This window comes from Nostoc sp. NMS9, from assembly GCF_017114995.1.
Lineage (GTDB): Bacteria > Cyanobacteriota > Cyanobacteriia > Cyanobacteriales > Nostocaceae > Nostoc.
The window spans coordinates 1-16,468 of the sequence record NZ_JABXKL010000099.1 but is presented as its reverse complement, the minus strand read 5'-3'; the positions used below and the strand labels follow the sequence as shown (position 1 = coordinate 16,468).

General features: G+C 39.6%; 20 protein-coding genes and 3 pseudogenes. 8 read left to right on the top strand and 15 right to left on the bottom strand.

Annotation, left to right across the window (positions count from 1 at the left end):
* Window positions 1-77 precede the first annotated feature (77 nt).
* Complete coding sequence (locus HWQ40_RS32665) at window positions 78-701, bottom strand: nucleoside monophosphate kinase (RefSeq protein WP_292786148.1); 624 nt, start codon at window positions 699-701, stop codon at window positions 78-80.
* 450 nt (window positions 702-1,151) lie between these two features.
* Between HWQ40_RS32665 and HWQ40_RS32660 the strand changes: the two genes are divergently transcribed.
* Together HWQ40_RS32660 and dcd are read left to right on the top strand one after the other, a co-directional pair.
* Entirely contained in the window at window positions 1,152-1,688 is a 537-nt protein-coding gene (locus HWQ40_RS32660; RefSeq protein WP_289800078.1) for a P-loop NTPase family protein, read from the top strand.
* Between the two features lie 57 nt (window positions 1,689-1,745).
* Complete coding sequence (dcd, locus tag HWQ40_RS32655) at window positions 1,746-2,327, top strand: dCTP deaminase (RefSeq protein ID WP_292786147.1); 582 nt, start codon at window positions 1,746-1,748, stop codon at window positions 2,325-2,327.
* 137 nt (window positions 2,328-2,464) lie between these two features.
* Here the strand turns inward: dcd and HWQ40_RS32650 are convergent, their stop codons facing one another.
* The 3 genes and pseudogenes from HWQ40_RS32650 to HWQ40_RS32640 all read right to left on the bottom strand — a co-directional run bounded on the left by HWQ40_RS32650 (window position 2,465) and on the right by HWQ40_RS32640 (window position 4,208).
* Entirely contained in the window at window positions 2,465-3,121 is a 657-nt protein-coding gene (locus HWQ40_RS32650) for a hypothetical protein (protein WP_292786146.1), read from the bottom strand.
* Between the two features lie 346 nt (window positions 3,122-3,467).
* Complete coding sequence (locus HWQ40_RS32645; RefSeq protein WP_292786144.1) at window positions 3,468-3,803, bottom strand: XisI protein; 336 nt, start codon at window positions 3,801-3,803, stop codon at window positions 3,468-3,470.
* Window positions 3,791-4,208, bottom strand: a pseudogene (locus HWQ40_RS32640) (XisH family protein). The gene HWQ40_RS32645 and the pseudogene HWQ40_RS32640 overlap by 13 nt, the downstream one beginning before the upstream one ends.
* 33 nt (window positions 4,209-4,241) lie before the next feature.
* Between HWQ40_RS32640 and HWQ40_RS32635 the strand changes: the two are divergent.
* A pseudogene (locus HWQ40_RS32635) lies at window positions 4,242-4,953 on the top strand (IS1 family transposase).
* Between the two features lie 113 nt (window positions 4,954-5,066).
* Here HWQ40_RS32635 and HWQ40_RS32630 read toward each other — a convergent pair.
* Both HWQ40_RS32630 and thyX read right to left on the bottom strand, forming a co-directional pair.
* The gene (locus tag HWQ40_RS32630) at window positions 5,067-5,948 is read right to left on the bottom strand and encodes an Rpn family recombination-promoting nuclease/putative transposase (RefSeq protein WP_292786142.1); all 882 of its coding nucleotides are present in this window, start codon (window positions 5,946-5,948) and stop codon (window positions 5,067-5,069) included.
* Window positions 5,949-6,084: 136 nt separating this feature from the next.
* On the bottom strand, window positions 6,085-6,807 hold the full coding sequence (thyX, locus tag HWQ40_RS32625) for an FAD-dependent thymidylate synthase (RefSeq protein WP_292786141.1): 723 nt from the start codon (window positions 6,805-6,807) through the stop codon (window positions 6,085-6,087).
* Between the two features lie 312 nt (window positions 6,808-7,119).
* On the opposite strand from thyX, the gene HWQ40_RS32620 reads away from it, so the two are divergent.
* Window positions 7,120-7,335 (top strand): chlorophyll a/b-binding protein, encoded by a 216-nt coding sequence (locus tag HWQ40_RS32620; protein WP_292786140.1) that lies wholly within the window; start codon window positions 7,120-7,122, stop codon window positions 7,333-7,335.
* A gap of 160 nt (window positions 7,336-7,495) precedes the next feature.
* On the opposite strand, the gene HWQ40_RS32615 is transcribed toward HWQ40_RS32620, so the two are convergent.
* The 8 genes from HWQ40_RS32615 to HWQ40_RS32580 all read right to left on the bottom strand — a co-directional run bounded on the left by HWQ40_RS32615 (window position 7,496) and on the right by HWQ40_RS32580 (window position 13,509).
* Complete coding sequence (locus HWQ40_RS32615) at window positions 7,496-8,137, bottom strand: DUF938 domain-containing protein (protein WP_292786139.1); 642 nt, start codon at window positions 8,135-8,137, stop codon at window positions 7,496-7,498.
* A 20-nt stretch (window positions 8,138-8,157) separates the two neighbouring features.
* Window positions 8,158-8,520 (bottom strand): NUDIX domain-containing protein, encoded by a 363-nt coding sequence (locus HWQ40_RS32610; RefSeq protein WP_292786137.1) that lies wholly within the window; start codon window positions 8,518-8,520, stop codon window positions 8,158-8,160.
* A gap of 510 nt (window positions 8,521-9,030) precedes the next feature.
* Window positions 9,031-9,498 carry a hypothetical protein gene (locus HWQ40_RS32605; protein WP_292786135.1) on the bottom strand — a complete coding sequence of 156 codons (468 nt, stop codon included), beginning with the start codon at window positions 9,496-9,498 and terminating at the stop codon, window positions 9,031-9,033.
* A gap of 103 nt (window positions 9,499-9,601) precedes the next feature.
* A complete protein-coding gene (locus tag HWQ40_RS32600) occupies window positions 9,602-9,904 on the bottom strand; it encodes a hypothetical protein (protein ID WP_292786133.1) in 303 nt (100 codons plus the stop codon).
* 408 nt (window positions 9,905-10,312) lie between these two features.
* Window positions 10,313-10,471 (bottom strand): hypothetical protein, encoded by a 159-nt coding sequence (locus tag HWQ40_RS32595; RefSeq protein WP_292786131.1) that lies wholly within the window; start codon window positions 10,469-10,471, stop codon window positions 10,313-10,315.
* Between the two features lie 35 nt (window positions 10,472-10,506).
* Window positions 10,507-11,910 carry a glycoside hydrolase 100 family protein gene (locus HWQ40_RS32590; protein WP_292786130.1) on the bottom strand — a complete coding sequence of 468 codons (1,404 nt, stop codon included), beginning with the start codon at window positions 11,908-11,910 and terminating at the stop codon, window positions 10,507-10,509.
* 62 nt (window positions 11,911-11,972) lie between these two features.
* The gene (locus HWQ40_RS32585) at window positions 11,973-12,782 is read right to left on the bottom strand and encodes a glucose 1-dehydrogenase (RefSeq protein ID WP_292786128.1); all 810 of its coding nucleotides are present in this window, start codon (window positions 12,780-12,782) and stop codon (window positions 11,973-11,975) included.
* A 298-nt stretch (window positions 12,783-13,080) separates the two neighbouring features.
* Complete coding sequence (locus HWQ40_RS32580) at window positions 13,081-13,509, bottom strand: hypothetical protein (protein WP_292786127.1); 429 nt, start codon at window positions 13,507-13,509, stop codon at window positions 13,081-13,083.
* 204 nt (window positions 13,510-13,713) lie between these two features.
* On the opposite strand from HWQ40_RS32580, the gene HWQ40_RS32575 reads away from it, so the two are divergent.
* The 4 genes from HWQ40_RS32575 to HWQ40_RS32565 all read left to right on the top strand — a co-directional run bounded on the left by HWQ40_RS32575 (window position 13,714) and on the right by HWQ40_RS32565 (window position 16,036).
* A complete protein-coding gene (locus HWQ40_RS32575; protein ID WP_292786126.1) occupies window positions 13,714-13,929 on the top strand; it encodes a hypothetical protein in 216 nt (71 codons plus the stop codon).
* Between the two features lie 42 nt (window positions 13,930-13,971).
* Complete coding sequence (locus HWQ40_RS32570) at window positions 13,972-14,529, top strand: CHASE2 domain-containing protein (RefSeq protein ID WP_292786124.1); 558 nt, start codon at window positions 13,972-13,974, stop codon at window positions 14,527-14,529.
* 110 nt (window positions 14,530-14,639) lie between these two features.
* Window positions 14,640-14,942 (top strand): CHASE2 domain-containing protein, encoded by a 303-nt coding sequence (locus tag HWQ40_RS35795; protein ID WP_366934043.1) that lies wholly within the window; start codon window positions 14,640-14,642, stop codon window positions 14,940-14,942.
* A gap of 677 nt (window positions 14,943-15,619) precedes the next feature.
* Window positions 15,620-16,036, top strand: coding sequence for a KTSC domain-containing protein (locus HWQ40_RS32565; protein WP_094350602.1), 417 nt, complete (start codon window positions 15,620-15,622; stop codon window positions 16,034-16,036).
* Here the strand turns inward: HWQ40_RS32565 and HWQ40_RS32560 are convergent.
* Window positions 16,033-16,414 (bottom strand): annotated as a pseudogene (locus HWQ40_RS32560) (response regulator); the annotation flags it as partial. The gene HWQ40_RS32565 and the pseudogene HWQ40_RS32560 overlap by 4 nt on opposite strands.
* Window positions 16,415-16,468: the final 54 nt, after the last annotated feature.

Genomic DNA, 16,468 nt, shown 5'->3' with positions numbered 1-16,468 from the left:
TCCTAACTCCTAACTTTCCCACTCAGCACGGGCTAAACGCCCCGCTACCGCTAACAGCACTAAGTACTCAGCACTCTTCAAGGAACTGAAAGTATAGTCAAAATATTTTGTTGCACCATTTCTGGTGATTGGTCGCCGTTGATTGTCAATAAACAGCGACGACGGTCGTAATATTCTAGGATGGGAATGGTGCGATCGTAGAATAATTCTACACGGCGCTGCACGATTTCTGCTTGGTCATCTGGTAGCGATCGCCCCAAGGATCGACTAACCATCACTGCTTCTGGAACTTGGAGATAAATTGCCCAATCTAGCTTTTGCCCTAAATCATCCAATAAAAAATCTAATTCTTCAGCTTGGAAGGCAGTACGGGGATAGCCTTCTAACACCCAATCGCAGTTAATATCTGGTTGTCTGAGGCGAATTCGGATCAATTCAACGATCATTTCGTCTGGAACTAACTCCCCTTTTTGCATGTAGGGTCGTGCGTGGTAGCCTAGTTCACTCAAGCTAGCGTAAACCGAAAGAGAAGTCCGGGGATCGGCTTCCAACCATCGAAATTCCGGCAGGGGCTGATTGCTAGATATTGCTTCTCGTAAAATCTCACCTGTGGAAATCAGAGGAATATCAAAGTATCTGCAAAGCCTTTGTGCTTGAGTGCTTTTCCCCGATCCTGAACCTCCCAGAATCACCAATCTCACAACAATTTACTCCTCATCCTGTCAAATTCACTACTAGCTAAGTCTGTTTTGCCCAAACAACCGACAAATCTAACATTTAGCGATTTTTAGGCGTTTTGCCTAGCTTTTTTAAATAATTGGAACTGTAACTCTTATGTTTTCATTTTTACAACTCATTTCAGAGAAAAGACAAAAATTTACAGCAGTTAGCGGTTTTATAAACTACATCCAGAGACATTACATGCAACGTCTTTACAAGCTTTCGGGTTTTGTCTACGTACTTCATTTGCTTGAAATCTGCTGTAAATCAAAATAACTCTTGACTTCAATACAAATGTAGTGTTTGACTAAGAATGCAATTTGCCAAATCCACCATACCTGTGAAAAACAGATTGATTATACAGGCAAATTTGTCAGTTTCACTGCCAGTAATAACCCTTTACTTATTGTATTTTTTTTGAACTTAATGTTATGGTTGCTCAACTAGAAACTCAAAGTATCAATTCAACCCTAACCCTACCATATCCAGTTGAAGGACTAGTGCAAGTTTTCACTAGCTCCCATCGCAACTTTTTTACGAGCGTGATGGCTCAATCACTGAGAATAGCTGGACAAGGAACGCCAGTATTAATAGTGCAGTTTCTCAAAGGAGGTATTCGCCAAGGACAAGATCGACCTATACAATTAGGACAAAATTTAGATTGGATTCGGTGTGATTTGCCTCGTTGTATCGATACACCACATTTAGACGATACAGAAAATCAAGCCTTACAAAAGTTATGGCAGTATACACAACAAGTTGTGTGTGAGAGTAAGTATTCTCTCGTGGTGTTAGATGAGTTAAGTTTAGCGATTAACTTTGGTTTAATTCCTGAAACGGAAGTTTTAGCGTTTTTGGCAAAACGCCCTCCCCACGTCGATATCATTCTCACAGGGCCAGAAATGCCGAAATCTCTCTTAGATGTGGCAGATCAAATTACAGAAATCCGTCGGAGTTATCGACCTTAAACAAAATACTCAATTTCTGCTAATATCGTAATTCTGTGTAAAATAGTTTTTGAAGCTGTGATTAAAAACGATATCTGGATTAGAAAAAAAGCTGAAAAAGGGATGATATCGCCCTTTGAGCCAAGTTTAATCCGTCATAGTGAGGAATTACCTGTCATTTCGTATGGTCTTGGTAGCTTTGGCTATGACATACGCCTATCATCATTAGATTTCCGTATCTTTAGGCATATTCCAGGAACTGTGGTTGATCCCAAAAATTTTAATCCTGAAAACTTGATGCCAGCGGAGCTTCACACAGATGTCAATGGCAGCTACTTCATTCTTCCATCTCACTCTTATGGACTTGGGGTTTCCCTTGAAAGGCTAGAAATACCTAATAACATCACAGTAATTTGTATAGGCAAGAGTACTTATGCTCGTTGTGGAATAATTGCAAACGTAACTCCAGCAGAGGCTGCTTGGCGTGGTTACTTAACTTTAGAGTTATCCAACGCTTCTAGTGCTGACTGTCGCATTTATGCTAACGAAGGCATAGTACAGTTAATGTTTTTGGAAGGAGAAACTTGTGCTGTTAACTATGAGGCACGTCAAGGTAAGTATCAAGATCAGCCAGATGTTGTAACTATCGCTCGGGTTTGAATTTCAAAATTAGACATTTGAGTTATAAAATTTTCAAATGGTTAATCTAAACTTTTTAAGAAGCTGTTTAAAAGCTATGGATTATAGTAAATGTCACATTAAATTAATTGCAATAAATATATCTAGGTGAGAAAGAATCACTTAGTTCTATCTCTATTTTCTGTAGGAGATGTTTGTACTGCTTGTTGATGTAAAATAGGCTGTAAAATTTGAACTAGTGTTAAAAGTATAGTTGCAATAGTTAGAATAATAGTAAAATACGTCTGATTTGTCTCAATAAAATCTCTAAGTTCACTGAATAAACCCTTTCTAGTGTTTCCAGCAATTCTTTTAGAAGGTTTCTTATATGGAATAGCTCCCTGTTGGACATCAAGTATATAGAGTGTACAAAATACTTGTCCTTTTTGAAGTTTAACGGTTCTTTTGCCTAAATTGAAAACTGTGATCGAAAGTTTTCCGTCGTATCCAGGATCTATTTTTGATGAGGTATTAGATAAACCATCTTGTAAAAGAGATACTTTTGGAACTATATGACCAAATCTACATTTAGGCAATTTAAACGCTTCGGCCGTCTCAATAATTACAGTAGCTCCTGGTTGTAGAGATATTCTGCCATTATCTAATAAATCAGTTTTACCTGATTCTCTATGATCTCTATATTCATCGCCAACTTTTAAATCGTAAGTTACATTACTAGAGTCTGTATTACGAATTTGTTTGGCATCAAGATTCTGTATAAATATTACGTTTCCTTCAAGACCACCAGCTTTTTCATACTCTTCCGCAGTTTCCACTACAGTTCTGTTACTACCATCCAATATAAACGGGATAACACTCATCTTGTTGTCGAGCTTAAAAACCTGTCATCTATTATACTGTTACATTTGGTAATTTTACTCTATCAAACAGAATTCAGAAAGAAAAAATTGTGCTATAACTTACGTAATGCAGCAATGCAAATACAAGACTCACCTAAAAATTGTTACGCTGGCTAAAGTCTAAGCAATTCAAAATAAAACTTTAAGTTTTGAATTGTAGTAGCCAGTAGGGATCTAATCTCACTCTACCTAAACGCTGCTTTTCATACCATTGTGCGATCGCTCTAAATCATACCCAAAAATTAGAGTGCGATCGCTTGCTTTATCCCACTGCAAATTCTGTCAGCTTTCGCATATAAGGAGGCTGATAAGCCAGCACTATATCTTGCTTAGGAATACCATATTCTATTAATTCATTAGCCACGCCAATCTCAGTCCCATCATACTGAATCCAAATCTTACGATCTCGAATATCTAGATGAATTAAACAGCCATAAACTCGACGACGATTTTCCCACCCCGTATTCACAACTTGATAATGATCCTGTTGCACATCAAAAATAGTTTGTCGTTCGATTTCACCATAGGCAGGTTTAATCTGAGCATGAATTGTCAAAACTTGCTGGATGATTTGTCTATACTCCGCTAGTTTATCCATTGTACAATTACCTCATTTTCAGGGTCAAATACTAGCTAGTTTCAATTGATATTCATGAATACTCAGTTGTGGCAACTGCCGTGAGAAAAAATCTTCATAAGTTGCTAGCGGAACTGCTAAATAGAGAACTCGCTCTGGTTCTTTTAGTTTTAGTGCTACTCGATAATTTAAACATTGTCCCAAAGCTGTATGAAACTCAGAAATCGCAGAAGGAGCAACAAAACTCTTGATTTCTACAGCAATCCGTTCGTCTTGTTTTTGGGCAGCAATTAACCGTTCTGCACCCAGATCAATTTGCAATTGTCCATCTGCTAAATCAATAGACAGTGGATCGTGTGTAATTGTCCAGCCATCTTTTTGCAAAGCCAATCTAACTAAATTATGGAAAATATCTCTTGCAGACATTCATTAAAATTTTAGGCGTTGCATAATTAAGGGATGAACTGTCCACATTGTGCATCCAACCTTATCCGTAAGAACGGGCATCGTCGTGGTAAACAGAACTACATCTGTGTCTCTTGCGACGTGCGTTCCGCCCCGCTTCGCTAACGCCAATTTCTAGAATCATATTCAAAACGCGGATACGACGACGAAATTAAACAACGATGTCTAACCATGTATGTAAATGGTATTGGTTTTCGCGCTATTGAGCGGCTGACTGGAGTCAATCATAATACGGTAATAAATTGGGTGAAAGAAGTCGCTCTAAAATTACCAGATGCGCCTGAACATTCAGAAATTCCTGAAGTAGCACAAGTCGATGAACTTGAGACATTTGTGGGTAAAAAAAAACAAAATTTGGGTATGGACGGCAGTAAATAATCATCTTCCAGGCATTTTAGCTTGGACTCTAGGAGACCGTAGTGCCAAAACCTTTGCAAAACTATGGAAGATTATTAAATGTTGGAAATGTTATTTTTACGTAACAGATGGATACCCAGTTTATCCATGTTTTATCGATGATTGTGACCAGATAATCAAAAAAACCTACATGACACGAGTAGAAGGAGAAAATACCAGATTAAGACATTATCTAGCACGCCTTCATCGAAAAACTCTTTGCTATTCTAAATCAGAAGAAATGCTTAAGCTATCAATTCGATTGTTACTGCACTACCTCCATTATGGATTTGTACCCTTAGTAGCCTAATTCATCCCGCAACTATGCAACGCCAAATTTTAAGTGTAATAACTCGAAAATTTTATAATCTAAACCTTCATCACATTCTAGCTCTCAGCCAGAGTTGGAGCGATCGCTTTATCCTACAAAACATTCCGTAAATCTTGAATTGTATTTGCTACAACAATCCTGCGTAAAATCTCTTTCAATTGCTCTAAGTCAGAAATTTGCGAAATTTGCGACATCAACTCCAAACCATCGCTGCCAAATTTCGCCTCTAAATTTGTTTCGATGCTAAAGATTATTCCACGTACTTCTCCTCGTGCTTCTCCTCGTGCTTCTCCTTCTGCTTCTCCTCGTGCTTGTCCCTCACGCAAAATTTCTTGATACCAAGGTGACTCTCTTAAGACTGTCATATCCCACCTCATGATTTCCTGAACTAAAGTACTTTCTAATACAAAGGTTGCAAAAAATGCCAGAACTGTCTCAAGTTGATTTAATTGCTCATCAGCACGCAGCATTCGCAATGCTTCCCTAATTGTAGACTCGTTTTCTCCGCCTTTGAGAATTGGTACAAAGGGAAGTAGTGACGGTAACGGCGTCTCAAAAGCAATATTTACATCAACCTCCCAAAGGTTGATTACGCGGTAATCTTGAATTGCTCTTAACCCGATAAAATTGGATGCAAAGCTTGTAGGTATTTCGCTGTTGCTGATTTTGAGAATGTTAATCAGTACAGGGTAGGTTTGTAGTTTATATTTCTCTTCCGCAAGAGCAGCATAAGCACGCATCCGACGCGGCATTTCTGATGTGTAGCGCAATTGTAACTCATTGAGGATGAGAAATTTTCCGTATTGGGGACTTTCAGCCTGAATTACAACATCACTTTGTCGGCTAATCCATTGGAATTCTGTATTTAAGATTTCGCCTGTAACAATGTCGGGAATTCCTGTCACCCATTTTGCCCAATTATTTGGTGCAAGGCTGATTAATTTTTTAGTGCTAACATCGGCAGCTTTGTTCATCAAAAAAAATAGATGCGATCGCCTTAAATCAAATCCAATAAATCCGACGATAGTCGCGTCGCTTTATCCTACCGCAAATTATGTCAACTCTCGTATATAGAGAGGCTGATCGGTCATTAATCTATTCGTCATTAATCTAAGGTGCTAACCTTGCTTTACCTAGACGCTGCTTTTCATACCATTGTGCGATTGCAGGTGCCCAATCTTCAAAATGAGGCCACATCATTTCACACAACTTTTGAATTTCCAGTTGAGCATCTTTCTTATTTCTCAGGTCACAAAAATGCAAGAAAGACCTTAAATTAAAACTAACTACAAAATGCTGGCGATAATCAAAAGGCACTTTGCCTCTGGCGTGTTCTTCAGACATTCCCGCCTCAAAATCAACTTTATATCGTTTAGCTGCTTCTAAACACCACTCCAAATCTGCTGCTCGTTGCTCTGGTGAATAGTGGTACTTTTTGCCTTGTCTATCAGTGTAATAACCAACGGGACGTAGGTAAAAAACATCTTCTATGTCTTTCTTTCCTTCTACTACATCAATAAATTGGTTGCCTGTGTACCTAAAAGATTGTACATCAAATGATACAGAAACACGATGAGTCCGCGCCTGCTGCATCACACTGTGGGGAAAGTAGCCACAGTTGAAAACAATCTGGGGATGCTCTAAAGGCCCATAGTGTCCCCTCTCACCTGCTAAAAGCCGCTTAACAATAACTTCGCCGCTTTGTGGCTCCGACGGCCAGGAGTCGCGCTCATCAAACACGAACCCATCGGTATAGTCCTGGTGCATCGCGGCATAAATCACCTGCTGCGGGTTTGGTGTTTTGGCAATAACCTCTACTCGAAATCGATGCATTAGCTGTTAGGGTATGGATTTGTGAGGTAGTTCGGTCTTCTCCCAAAGGGAGAGGCTAGCGCCTTTCCTTCGGAACGCTACGCGAACGCGGAGCGTCTCGTAGAGAAGGGGGTTTCCCCCATGAGAAACTACCGTGATTGAAAGTGCTTACGAACAAGGAGCAGAGCCTGTTGCTGAGACATGGCTTTGAACTCGATTCATCATCATATCTTTTCTCTGGCTTGGACTACTACTCGATTAGATTAAAATACTTTACAAATATTAATAAATTTGTTACAGTTGTTTACATAAACAGAATACAGGGAAAAATCCATGCGTACAAGCACTGCTATAATTGACGACCAAGGCAAACTGAACAACTTTGCGATCGAGCCAAAAGTTTATATAGATAAGCAAGGCGATCGCACTGGTTTCACTCCCTATGCAGAAATGCTTAACGGTCGTTTAGCAATGATTGGTTTTGTCTCTCTGATAGCATTAGAAGTATTCACAGGACACGGTATTGTTGGTGTTTTGGCAAATCTGTAAAAACTAATTTATTTAACATATAGCCGTTCCCATTCAGATGCGGTACAGCATTATACGAGGGGTGTAGGGTGTACCTCACGCAAATGAGAAGCGCTATAACTCTCAATAAATGATAGGAGACGCTAAAATTACTGTCTTTTAATTTATGGAAAACTTAGTGCTAGAGTGAACGTCGAAACACTACTGAAAGATTATTAGCTGGCATTTGGTAAATCTGTTGCAAGATCAGATTTTGTGCCCTAGCTACTGCTATGACATCATCCAAGTTACGCACACCCCACTCTGGGTTTTCAGTGCGTAAATATTCGTCAAAAGCTGCATTACTCCCAGATGTATTTTCTCCATCTTGTTTGAAGGGGCCATACAAATAGAGGATACCTGCTGCTTTTAGGATACGACCTGCCCCTGCCATTAACCCTATACAGGCTGACCAAGGTGAAATGTGAATCATGTTGATGTTGACAATGGCGACAATTGGCTTCGTATTCAGCCAATCAAATCCACTATTTTCCACAACCCAAACTGGTTCTCTTACATCTAGCTCAAGCGGTGCATAAACGTTATCACATACATTGTGTTCAGTCCATGAAATAATGCTGGCTCTTGATTGTGGATTTACATCGGTTGGGAGCCACAGATAATCTTTGAGCCTGGATGCAAAAAAGACTGCGTGTTCACCAGTACCACTTGCTATTTCTAAAAGAGTGCCGCTCTCCGGCAACACTTGTAAAAGTACTTCTAGAATTGCTTCGCGGTTACGCTCGGTTGCTGGTGCGTATTTTCGTGCGTCTTGTGGTGTCATCTGGATCGTGATATTTATAATTAATATGAATATGAAACTATAGACATCTCTGAAATATCAAACGAAGAACTCGACAAATTTTTAGAAAATATTTGCACAAGTTTGAGCAAGTCACTTTTTGCAGCCTCACCGTCATACAACCATTTTATTAAATCATCAGGGGATAACCAAAAACTTTCAATAAAATCATTTTTATTGTACTCTGGACTACAATTTAATTTGATTTCATAAACCTTCATAAAAGCAGATACTTGATACTGATTTGGTGTTAAATATCCCAAAAGTCGAAAATGAAGTATGTTTAACTCTAAGTTCAACTCTTCTTTAAGTTCACGTTGTAGAGCATCTTCATAGGTTTCTCCGGTTTCAACATGACCAAACAAAAAAAGGATACAAGCCCCTGAATTTATTTATGGAAAAGAAAAAATGCAAAGCAACATTAATTCAAGCCCCCGGATTTATCCGTGGGGTCTTCAATTTTGAATTTTGAATTTTGAATTCCCCGCAGGGGTTGACCCCCCATACTGACATCAAGACAAAGGGGAAAGATACTTTTGTGTGCTAACAACAAAAACATTCACAACTCTAAAATTGCATAGTCTTTGACGATATATTTCCGAACGTTTCTTCTGCCCAATTACGCAATCATTTTCATCTACAATGTCAAGTATTTCATCATCTTGTATCATAATTAAATCTCTCTAGAATTGGAATTGGCTGATTAAAATATACGCCAATGTTAATAACTGTACGCAATCTGAAATGTTGGAGTGAATCGCTTTGGAGTGGAATGCCCAACAAAGTCAGAGCGAACGCCAGGAGACGAAGATAAATAACTTTTGACTACAATCGTTAGTTCGCTTTTAGCGAGAGGCTTTCATTAATTTGGCTCTCTAGCTCAAGAAAAATTTTCCAGAGATTGGATCTTGCTTGAGGGATTGAATAAAATCCCTCAAAGTCATCATGCTACCTGTTAAGGTGAACTTAGGAGTGCCATTTTGAGTAACGATTCTCACCTCACTGTCTTGGATCTGAATCTTATTTTTAATGCTATCCCATAGAGCATCGAAGCTCTCATCATCCTTACAACCATTGGCTTCAAGGAATTTTTGGCGTACTTCTGTTTTCAGTGCCAGTGCTTCTGCTGCTTGAGTACGCGCCTCAAAGTGCTTAACTACATCTTCATAGGCACTTTCTCTCAGAGTTTTGTTTTCAGCCTGAACTTGTTCTAACTGAGTTTTGATGGCTTTCAGTTGGGATGCTAAAGCGGCTGATTTTTGATATTCAGCTTTTAAGGCTTGCTTTGCATTGGCTAACAAGGTTTTATAATCTAGCTGATCTTGATTTTTTTCGGATTGCATTTTTATCTCTCGATCAACACATTTTCGGTGATCAACTCTCGTCAGTTATATAACAAAACTGGCGAGAGCTTAGTAAATATTGTCTGTGTTATCTGAGTGTCAACTATTTCACCAATAATGGTGATTCAGAGTGAGGATTCTCCTGAATACTACTCAAACTAGAACTAATGTGGGAGCGGATAGCTCGTTCATAAACACTAGTCTGCTGAGTGCGTACCCCTACAGCCTGATATATTAAGTTAACTTCTGGAAACTCAGACCAATACATTAAAAAGATGTCTTTAGCTGGAGTAATAATTTCATAATTATTCTCTTGTCTTTTCTTTCTAAGTTTACAATTATTTAGTTGTAATTTTTGTCTGAATAGTTTTTCAAATTCTGGAATTAAATCTGAAGTAATTTTCATGGTTAATACACGTTAAAACGTGCTAATTATGCAAAGACTATCTGATGATATTACTAAGTATGACACTTCAGATACCTCTTACAATATAGTGTATCAGTTATCGGGTATTTGAGAAGGGGATTCAGAGGCAGGGTCACTCGTTGGCGTAACCTCTCATGCAGAAGCAGACTGGGCGATCGCTGGAACCTTTTAATCAGGATTTTTGTGGTACAAATACACTATTTACTAAAATATACTTATCAAAAGTTTGCCCGCTTGCAATGTTATGTCAGTATAGCTAGTACAGCCGGAAGTTTGTGTACCTTTAACCAGTTGCTCAGAACAACTTGTCTGCCTATTGTCTGCTGAATTGAGATGGTAGCTGGATTTACGCGCCCACTGTACTAGTTAGCAGAACACCCTGTATAATTACACCACTAAATCATCTTTGGGGTAAAACCTTGCGAGGTATTCACTACCCAATACTGTTTGGTTAAGGCAAGAGACGTGATGAATCACCACCTCTATAATAATCAGTCTTTCGTCTTGACGGCGATTTATCGCGTCTTTGTGATCTAGAATTTTCATCAAAAAACCTTAAGCGAACCGTATTGATTCACTACCTACAGGCTACAGCCTGGGCCTTCAATACCCTCTGCAAAACTGATTAATTCCAAGTACTCTGGATTTTCCACAAGCTTTTTAGCAGCTAGCAATCCGGCAATGCTCCAAGTTTGATAAATTCGGGCTTCTTTGCCAATTAAACGACCATTGTTGCCATCATAGTATTCTGGGAATTTATCTCTAAATAAACGCCTTTCGGCAATAGCGATCGCTGCTTGAGCAAGTTCTGTTCGATCTGCTTTCAGTGCCGCAGCGGTAAATAACCACAGTAAAACGGGCCAGTTACCGCCGTTGTGATAAGACCAAGCCCTGTTCTTAGAGTCACATCCTGTAACAATTCTCCACTCTAAACCTTCCAAAGCGGGAAAGCAAATTTTAACAGGCATATAGCCGATCAAGTCTTGCCAACGTTGGGCGAATAAATTCATAATGCTTTGAGATTCTTTTTCGCTGGCTAAAGAAGTTAAGATTGCCATCAGATTTCCCAAAGCAAAAAAGCGAAAATCTATGCGTCCCGGCCCCAGATTTCCCGCTAAATATCCTCCAGTTTCGGGCAACCACTCAGTCAACCAACTAGGAATTGATTCTGAGTTGATGTTGAATTTATTAACAATTTCTTTACCAAATTCGTTATCTTTGTAACGATAGATTTCCCCCAATCGCTTCAGGTCTAGCCAATAATAGTTGCGGATATGATATTTCAAAGATCCCAATCGCCTATTGACTTTGCCGAGGTAAGTATCGCCATCCCCATCTGGTAAAAGCAATTCACCAGCAGCCCTCAAAGAGGCGTAGAATAACACCTGAATTTCTAAAGGATGTTCGTAAACTCCCATGCGACGGTCAATCATAAACGCGCCATCGGGAACTAACATTGTTGGGTACATGGAAAACCGATGTACTAAGCAAAGATCCAAAATTAGTTTGATTCCGGCTTGAAAATCTGGCTGACGCGCTAGTGACAAATCGCCTGTAGCTTTTTCATAAGCTCGTAGCAAGAGAATCCACCACATACAAGAATCAATCGGGGGAACACGAGCGATCGCTTGCTCTCCAAAATCAGCGACCAAAAATTCTTCATTCCCATTAGAATGAACCTTGAAACTGGCAGGCATTAATCCCGCTCCCGGTTCAAAGCAGTCTATTTGCTTTTCATGACTTTGTAATTTCAGTGTTTCTACTAAGAAGTTACGCACAATCTCTGCTTTGCCGTGCATGAGAAACACCAAGGCAGAAGGGATAAAATCGCGGAGGAAGCACTGGTCATAATTGAGTGCATCTGACTCCAGATCGTGGGCGGCTAGAGTCCCAATGGGTTTTCCTTGGTAATAAATTACAGACTCTTCCAATAATTTCCAGGCTTCTGCTTCCATCTGACTGTTCTTATCGATCGCGCTAGTCATAGGCGTTTAATTCCACTAATAGGTATGTATCGGCTTAATGTGGAAAGTACGCCAGCCTAACCTCAAGCTGACCAAGATTCCCGGAAGTCAGCATATAGAGTCAATCCACCATCTACAAATAGCGTTTGTCCGGTGATGTAGGCGGCTTCATCCGAAGCTAAAAAAGCTACTGCGGCTGCCATCTCCTCTGAGGAGCCAGCACGTCCCATTGGGATGTGACTTTCCACGATTGCCTTTTTTTCAGGATCATCTATCCAAGCTTGATTCATTGGCGTGATTGTTGCTCCGGGGCCAATGGCATTGACACGAATACCAAGGCTTGCATATTCCAAAGCTAAAGTTTTGGTTAGGTTTTCCATCCCGCCTTTGCTAATGGAATAACTGATATATAGCAATCGCCCAATAATTTCGTGAATGCTGGAAATATTAATAATCACCCCCGGACGATTAACAGACAGGAGGTGTTTAATAGTTTCACGGGCGCAGAGATAAGCACCCCGAAGATTGACTGCAATTACCCGGTCAAAGTCTGCTGTGGTAACTTCGTGGGATGGACTTTCTGTTTGAATGCCAGCATTATTAACTAGAATATCTAAACTGCCAAATTCCTTTACTACGGTGTTGACCATCTCAACAATGTCTGATTCTTGGGAGACATCTCCCTGAACCAGCAGCGACTTCACACCACAATTTTCGATATTTCCGCAGGATTTTTGCAATGCCATCTCTTCCGTGTCTGCCGCCTCTTCAGGGTATGAGCGGTAATTGATGGCGATGTTGCACCCTTCTTTAGCGAGTCTGATAGCGATCGCCTGACCGATACCTGAAGTTGCACCTGTAATCAAAGCATTCTTTCCTTTTAAGCCTATCATATTTCCTCCTTAAGCTGCCTTTATTTGATATTTGCATCAGTCAAACAATTAGTGAGATTTATAGTCATCTAAAGAATGATTGACTCATAAGGGGTAATCGTGCCTTGTTTGATTAAAAAGCTGGTACTGCTATGCGTAATTTTTATACCACAAACTTTTCATTGATTTAAAATGGATGCTTTATTTACACCCTGCTGTACTACAGACAGCGATCGCTCCATAGTTTCGATTAAGTTTGGATGCACATCTGTGTGCTGTTAATTAATAAATAATATATCAGTTTTTTATCCCTAATTCTTTAGTATCTGCTACTGGGAAAAAGTAAAATATCTATTACTTCACCTACTAGCAAACCCAAGACAGCAAGGACAGTTATAACCCAAAACGAATCTAGTTTATTGCAGCCAGAAAAGCGCATTTCCAAATCAGCTAAAAGTGTAGTGGCTAATGGAATAATAAAGAGCCTTAATAATATCGACCAAGTTGCTACTAAAGTAATTGATATACTTAAAAACAAGATGACAGCTAAAGTTTTCGAGCCAAACTCAACTAAACGCTCTAACCAATAAAAACTCTTTCGTACTACAGCTATAACCATAGCAACAACAAAAGCTCCTACTAACCAAATAATATGATTAGCAGCAAGATACCATCCCAGAAGAATGTAAGCCAATAAGAGTAATACTAAAGGCATCAAAGGAATCCTGTTAAAAAATTCCATATACATACTGTCAAGGCTTGTAAAAATACCAGGTTAATCTCTTAATCCTATTCAAAAATTGTTACTACTAAAACTTTTAAATATACCAGCCTTGCTCAGGATATTTCTCTATCTATAGAGCCAATTGAATGTCAAAGTATACAGCCAACAGGATTATCAACGCACTCTGGTGATTCTCTTAGAAGCTTTTGAGGAAATATCCCTACAACAATGGATGCACAAGCGCCCAGATATGTTCTGTTCCATGCCCTTATCCCAGTTCTAAGTATTGCGATCGCTCTTTGCAATATTCTGGGCAGAATTCATGCAGGCAATATCATTCATAAAGATATCAACCCTGGAAACATAGTCTTGCTTTACCAAACAATTCAGAAACGACTTCACAAAGGGAACCAAGTGGCAACCCAAAATTCCAAGTCGAAATGATGTTGGTATCTGGATTATGCTGGTATTGGGAAATCTGCGTTAGTGCAGGAAATAGACTTCTTGCACGAATGTAAAACTAGCCCACCCTGCGGGATCTTGCTACATCCCCCAACCCTTTCTTCCAAGTGTGGGAGAAGGGGAGCCGATAAAGAAATTGCCCAAATGTTGAGCATCTTAAATAGCTACAAACCCAGAGTCATCGGTCTCGACCTTTTTAGAGATAAAAGTAATTCGGCTGATGCAGAACTTGCACCTGTCTGGAGAGAGAATCCAAATCTCATCGGAGTTGAAGTAGCATTAAATCCAAAGCAATCTTTTAATGTTAAACCACCACCTGAGTTACCTCCCGAACGAGTCGGCTTTGCAGATACAATAGTAGACCCAGATGGAAAGCTGCGACGTAGCTTAATCGCAAGTAAAACTTATACCGGAGAACTTAAATACTCCTTATCTCTGCGTTTAGCACAATTTTATTTGCACGAGCAAGGAATAGAGTTTGCTCATGGGAGTCGCTCTTATCCCCAACCTTTCCGCACCATATCTCTAAGGGATATCTTAATAATAAAATTGATCCTCATTGGATTCGCGATCGCATCGTGATTATTGGCATGACTGCTGCTAGTGTTAAAGATAGATTTACCATCTCGGCAGTTAAAAATACACTCTATACCACGGGTTTAGGAGTTGACGAGTCTTCTCAATACCAATAGATTTATAGTGTAGAAGTTCATGCTCATGCCACGAGTGAAATTATTAGTCATGTTTTAGACAGACAACCACTGTTAAAAGTATGGTCAGAAATTTGGGAGTATTTATGGATTTTAACTTGGGGTTTAGTCGGCATCATTCTGGGTTTAATCCTTCAATCTCCAGCAAAAACATTGTTGAGCCTTGGTATAACTAGTATCGAAATCGTCGGAATTTGTTATGTTGGACTGATTCTCGGTTGGTGGATTCCTTTAGTACCAACCTTGTTAGCTTTTACCAGTGCAGGACTGACGACATTTTTTTGACCGAGATTTAAGAGCGCTACTCGAACAGTGCAGTTTAACTCTTAAGCACTCTTTTGAAGCAATCCATAATGGGCCTCTGCAATCCCTGGCTGTGATCTTGAGAAGTCTTGGTGAGGAAGAGATAGAGCCGGAAAAATTGCGATCGCAACTTGAACAATCAAATCAAGAGTTACGGACTATTCCTGATTATCCCACATTCTGCAGGTTAGTCAGCAAAGGAGATTAGGACTTACGCATTGACATGAAAACCCAAATATGTAGTATTGATTTCAGGCATTAAACCTTGATTTTTCGACACTATTTAGGCGATCGCTGTTTATCAAAGGATAATTGATAACAGCCTGAAACGACGTATTTTCGTTGATGCACAAGATTATAAATTTGTTACGCTATCCGCTCTTTCGTTCAAAATACCTTTCCTGTATTCTGGCTCCTGACTCCTGAATTCTGTTTCGATAAGCGATTAACCGGACTTGATATCATGGGTATTTCCCCGGATGTCAGAGAAAAACACTGGGTGCTGCTTTGCTAAAGCGTCTCTACACACCTAAAATTCTCGCTTGGGAGAAAAAACTTGACACTTAAGTGATTATTTAGTATAAATGTACTATAAAAGCACTTGATATTGCATAAAACTTTACCACTCCCGACTACGCTAATAGGAGAGTACAAAATAAATGAAGCTATCTAAGGTAGACTTGAGCAGTTTAGTAGCGATCGCTCACTCTGATGGATATTTGCAGTTGTTGCTCGACCGAGGTAACGAACTAGAGTTTTTGGAAATTCCGGCACCAATACAAGCTTATGAAGGATTGCAAGAACTGAACGAGGCGATTGCCGAAACGACTGCATTACCCTTTGAAGAAGAACCAATTGTCATGCTACCAGTTGTCTCATCAATGGCTATGGCTGTAGGCTATGATCGCAACGAACAGATTTTGCAAGTTGAGTTTCAAAGTGGAGCGGTTTATCAGTACTTAGGCGTAGACGAGGATACTTGGGAAGATTTACATTCCTCTGACTCAATTGGCAGCTTTTTCAATCAAGAGATTAAAGGTAGATATGACTGCGATCGTCTAGATCATGCAGATTAATGACTAATAACTGCATGTAGGGTTTTCAATAATTCTTGCGTTGTATAAGGTTTAGGTAAAAAGGCTGTATACTCAGCCGTTTTATAGAGCGGTACTTGTTCACTTGTTGCCAGTCCACTTACAGCAATAATCCAGCGGATTTATATTTTGCAATGTGCGAATGGTAGTTGCTCTATCCATCTTGGACATCATTATATCAATAATCGCCGCACTAATTTTCTCTTGATGCTGGGTGTAAATTGCTAATGCTTCCATGCCATCACCAGCAGTAATTGCTGTGTAATTATAGTTTTCTAGAGATGTTTTAGTAATTTCCTGAATGGCAGTTTTATCATCTACAACCAAAATGCATTCTCCCGATCACGTTGGTATTTCTATATAGGACTCCTATTTGAGTTTTGAACAAATTCCGTACATCTGAAGGGTGGCAAA

Coding starts and splice junctions, on each gene's coding strand:
- HWQ40_RS32660 (WP_289800078.1), top strand. CDS start 1,152: ATGGTTGCTCAACTAGAAACTCAAAGTATCAATTCAACCCTAACCCTA.
- HWQ40_RS32645 (WP_292786144.1), bottom strand. CDS start 3,803: ATGGATAAACTAGCGGAGTATAGACAAATCATCCAGCAAGTTTTGACA.
- HWQ40_RS32630 (WP_292786142.1), bottom strand. CDS start 5,948: ATGAACAAAGCTGCCGATGTTAGCACTAAAAAATTAATCAGCCTTGCA.
- thyX (WP_292786141.1), bottom strand. CDS start 6,807: ATGCATCGATTTCGAGTAGAGGTTATTGCCAAAACACCAAACCCGCAG.
- HWQ40_RS32620 (WP_292786140.1), top strand. CDS start 7,120: ATGCGTACAAGCACTGCTATAATTGACGACCAAGGCAAACTGAACAAC.
- HWQ40_RS32615 (WP_292786139.1), bottom strand. CDS start 8,137: ATGACACCACAAGACGCACGAAAATACGCACCAGCAACCGAGCGTAAC.
- HWQ40_RS32605 (WP_292786135.1), bottom strand. CDS start 9,498: ATGCAATCCGAAAAAAATCAAGATCAGCTAGATTATAAAACCTTGTTA.
- HWQ40_RS32600 (WP_292786133.1), bottom strand. CDS start 9,904: ATGAAAATTACTTCAGATTTAATTCCAGAATTTGAAAAACTATTCAGA.
- HWQ40_RS32595 (WP_292786131.1), bottom strand. CDS start 10,471: ATGAAAATTCTAGATCACAAAGACGCGATAAATCGCCGTCAAGACGAA.
- HWQ40_RS32590 (WP_292786130.1), bottom strand. CDS start 11,910: ATGACTAGCGCGATCGATAAGAACAGTCAGATGGAAGCAGAAGCCTGG.
- HWQ40_RS32585 (WP_292786128.1), bottom strand. CDS start 12,782: ATGATAGGCTTAAAAGGAAAGAATGCTTTGATTACAGGTGCAACTTCA.
- HWQ40_RS32580 (WP_292786127.1), bottom strand. CDS start 13,509: ATGTATATGGAATTTTTTAACAGGATTCCTTTGATGCCTTTAGTATTA.
- HWQ40_RS32575 (WP_292786126.1), top strand. CDS start 13,714: ATGGATGCACAAGCGCCCAGATATGTTCTGTTCCATGCCCTTATCCCA.
- HWQ40_RS32565 (WP_094350602.1), top strand. CDS start 15,620: ATGAAGCTATCTAAGGTAGACTTGAGCAGTTTAGTAGCGATCGCTCAC.